At 74.3% G+C, this 3,440-nt stretch carries 3 protein-coding genes and 2 pseudogenes; 1 reads left to right on the top strand and 4 read right to left on the bottom strand.

The features are described 5' to 3' along the window. The 3 genes and pseudogenes from ONA70_RS35420 to ONA70_RS35410 form a co-directional block, all read right to left on the bottom strand. Positions 1-310: pseudogene (locus tag ONA70_RS35420) on the bottom strand (transcription termination factor Rho); the annotation flags it as partial. Between the two features lie 548 nt (positions 311-858). Then, complete coding sequence (locus ONA70_RS35415) at positions 859-1,488, bottom strand: MBL fold metallo-hydrolase (protein WP_265010838.1); 630 nt, start codon at positions 1,486-1,488, stop codon at positions 859-861. Continuing rightward, positions 1,485-2,573, bottom strand: a complete 1,089-nt coding sequence (locus tag ONA70_RS35410) for an S-(hydroxymethyl)mycothiol dehydrogenase (protein WP_265010837.1) — start codon at positions 2,571-2,573, stop codon at positions 1,485-1,487. Before ONA70_RS35410 ends, ONA70_RS35415 begins: the two co-directional genes overlap by 4 nt. A gap of 136 nt (positions 2,574-2,709) precedes the next feature. On the opposite strand from ONA70_RS35410, the gene ONA70_RS35405 reads away from it, so the two are divergent. After that, on the top strand, positions 2,710-3,129 hold the full coding sequence (locus ONA70_RS35405) for a hypothetical protein (RefSeq protein WP_265010836.1): 420 nt from the start codon (positions 2,710-2,712) through the stop codon (positions 3,127-3,129). A gap of 89 nt (positions 3,130-3,218) precedes the next feature. On the opposite strand, the pseudogene ONA70_RS35400 reads toward ONA70_RS35405, so the two are convergent. Next, positions 3,219-3,440 (bottom strand): annotated as a pseudogene (locus ONA70_RS35400) (MFS transporter); the annotation flags it as partial.

The following is a 3,440-nucleotide window of genomic DNA, read 5'->3' as shown; positions in this document are numbered from 1 at the left end:
ACCGCAGCCGCTCCTGCGGGTACAGCGGGATGAGCTTGTAGAACTCCCGCCGGCGCTTCGCCTCCTCCGGCTCCATCCCGTTGACGGTGTCCAGCCGGACCAGCGGGGCGTGCCGGCCCCGTCGCGGCGCGGGGGCGACCGCCCCGGTCACCAGATCGCCACGGCGCAGGCCGTACCGGCGGAGTTGGGCGGGGGTGACGTGGGCGTCGGCAGGGGACGGTAGGTAGCCGTCGACCCGCAGCAGGGCCTGGTCGTCGCGGATGTCCACGATGCCGGTCACCGGGACCGGGGTGGTGAGGTCAGGGTTCATCGGGTTCCTTTCGTACGGTGGATGCCGCCGACGCGGCGGACCGCCGGGCAGCGCGAGTCCGCCGCGTGCCGCCTGGCACGGGAATGGCGGCCGGCCGGGCGGCGCGCGGAGGTGGCGAGACGGATTCGGATGACCGTCGGTGGGATGGTCCGCAACCTGGCGGGCGGTGCGCCGGCCGAGGCGATGCGGTGAGTGGGAACCCCGGGCGGCGCCGCGCGCCGGCATCCGGGTCCACCCGCAGGCTAGCCTGAAGCGCGGGCTCGGGCAAGCAGGTCCCCCGCAACTGCCGGCCGGCTCGCGCCCGCGCCCGACGGGATCGGCGGCAGGGGACTGGTCATCGTGCACGCCCTGTGCGACCTGGTGCTGGTGCACGCCACCGCGGCGGCGCCACGTCCGACTACACATGCTCCGGGAGGCTCCGTGACCCGTCCAGAAGTGGTGCTGCGGCCGGTGGGCCGGGTGGCCTCGCCGCTGACCGATCCGGCGACGGCCGTCAAGCCGGTGCTCGACGGCGAGCGCTGAGGCCGCGCCCCGGCCGGACGGTCGGCTCAGTGCCCGCGGGCGACCCACTCGTCGAGGTGCGGTGCCTCGGCGCCGATCGTGGTGTCGTCGCCGTGTCCGGTGTGGACGACGGTCTCCGGCGGCAGGGTGAGCAGCCGGTCCCGGATCGACGTGATGATGGTGCCGAAGTCGCTGTACGAGCGGCCGGTGGCGCCGGGTCCGCCGGCGAAGAGCGTGTCACCGGTGAACACCGCGCCGAGGTCGGGGGCGTGGAGGCTGCACGCGCCGGGGCTGTGCCCGGGTGTGTGCAGCACCCGCAGGGTGGTGCCGCCGACCCGGATGGTCTGGCCGTCGGTCAGTTCCCCGTTCGGCGGGGTGTCCGGGTGGACCAGGTCCCAGAGCACCCGGTCGGCCGGGTGCAGCAGCACCGGCGCGCCGGTGACGCGGGACAGCTCGGGCGCGACCCGGACGTGGTCGTCGTGGGCGTGGGTAGCCAGGATGGCGACCAGCCGGCGGTCGCCGACGAGCTTGCGGATGGCCGACACGTCGTGCGGCGCGTCGATGACGACGCACTCGGCCTCGTCGCCGATCACCCAGACGTTGTTGTCGACGTCGAAGGTCTGCCCGTCGAGGGAGAACGTGCCGGAGGTGACGGTGTGGTCGACGCGGGCGGTCACGGGAAGACCACCACCGAGCGGAGCACGTCGCCGTGGTGCATCCGGGTGAACGCCTCCTCGACCTGGTCGAGGGCGATCTCCTCGGTGACGAACGCGTCGAGGTCGAGCCGGCCCTGCCGGTAGAGTTCGGTGAGCATCGGGAAGTCGCGGCTGGGCAGGCAGTCGCCGTACCAGCTGGACTTGAGGGCACCACCGCGGCCGAAGACGTCCAGCAGCGGCAGCTCGATCTTCATCTCCGGGGTGGGCACCCCCACCAGCACCACGGTGCCGGCCAGGTCGCGGGCGTAGAAGGCCTGCTTCCAGGTCTCCGGGCGGCCCACCGCGTCGATGACCACGTCGGCGCCGAAGCCGCCGGTGGCGGCGCGGATCGCCTCGACCGGGTCGTCCTCGGAGGCGTTGACGGTGTGCGTGGCGCCGAACTTCCGCGCCCAGTCGAGCTTGCGGGAGTCGGTGTCCACGGCGATGATCGTCGTCGCCCCGGCCAGGGCCGCGCCGGCCACCGCCGCGTCGCCGACGCCGCCGCAGCCGATCACCGCGACCGAGTCGCCCCGGCCGACCTGGCCGGTGTTCATCGCCGCGCCGAGCCCGGCCATCACGCCGCAGCCGAGCAGGCCCACGGCGGCCGGCCGGGCGGACGGGTCGACCTTGGTGCACTGGCCGGCGTGGACCAGGGTCTTCTCGACGAACGCGCCGATGCCCAGCGCCGGGCTGAGCTCGGTGCCGTCGGTGAGGGTCATCTTCTGGGCCGCGTTGTGGGTGTTGAAGCAGTACCAGGGGCGGCCCCGGCGGCAGGCCCGGCACTGGCCGCAGACCGCCCGCCAGTTGAGCACCACGAAGTCGCCGGGGGCCACGTCGGTGACCCCGTCCCCCACCTGCTCGACGATGCCCGCGGCCTCGTGGCCGAGCAGGAACGGGTAGTCGTCGCTGATCCCGCCCTCGCGGTAGTGCAGGTCGGTGTGGCACACCCCGCAGGACTGCACGCGGACCACCGCCTCGCCGGGACCCGGGTCGGGCACCACGATCGTGGTGACCTCCACCGGCGCGCCCTTGCGCCGCGACACGACTCCCCGGACTTCCTGGCTCACGGCATCTCCCGTCTGTGGTGTCCCTTCCTGGCGAACCTACCGCCGATCACCACCGCCGGCCCACCGTCGCGTCGCGGTTATCCCGCGCGTCGCCGGGTACGCGGGGCCGGGTTCTCCGGCACCGACGGGAGTGATCATGAGACTGACGCATGCGCCGCTGCGGGTCAGCATCGGCGCGTACATCCTGAATTCCGGGCTCGGCAAGCGGAACCTGGAGGGCGAGGCCGCCGCCGGGATGCACGGCATGGCGGCCGGGGCGATGCCGCAGCTGAAGGAGTTCGCGCCCGACCGGTTCGCCAAGCTGCTGTCCCGGGGCGAGATCGCGCTGGGCGCCGCGCTGCTGGTCCCGTTCGTCCCGTCGCTGCTGGCCGGCGCGGCGCTGACCGCGTTCGGCGCCGGGCTGGTGCAGCTCTACCTGAAGACGCCCGGCATGCGCGAGGGCAACAGCCTCAAGCCCAGCCAGGCCGGCATCGGCCTGGCCAAGGACGTGTGGCTGGTCGGCGCCGGGCTGACGTTGATGCTGGACGCGCTCCCCCACCGCCGCGCCCGCCGCTGACCCGCCGCCGGGCACCGCTGGCCGGAGCCGGCCGGGCCACCGCCGCAGGCACGAACGGTCACCGCTGGCGGCGCGCTGCGGCGTACCCGTCAAGCCGCCGCCGCGGGGAGAGCGACGGCGGCACCCTCGGCGGCGTACCGGCGGCGGGCGGCGTTACGGTAGCGCAGCACCTGCACCGCGCCGACGCCCCAGAGCAGGTACTGCACGCCGAAGGCCCAGCGGAACGCGTCCAGCGGCGGGCTGCTCAGCCCGGCCGGGGTGGCCAGGTCGAGCACCACGCCGACGGCCAGGATCAGCAGGATCGAGGCGAC

It is taken from the genome of Micromonospora yasonensis (genome assembly GCF_026013475.1).
Classification (GTDB): domain Bacteria; phylum Actinomycetota; class Actinomycetes; order Mycobacteriales; family Micromonosporaceae; genus Micromonospora; species Micromonospora yasonensis.
This window is presented reverse-complemented; position numbering and strand designations above follow the sequence as displayed.

What these genes read in the sequence shown, in the direction of transcription:
- ONA70_RS35405 (WP_265010836.1), top strand. Translation starts at nt 2,710, where the DNA reads ATGAGACTGACGCATGCGCCGCTGCGGGTCAGCATCGGCGCGTACATC.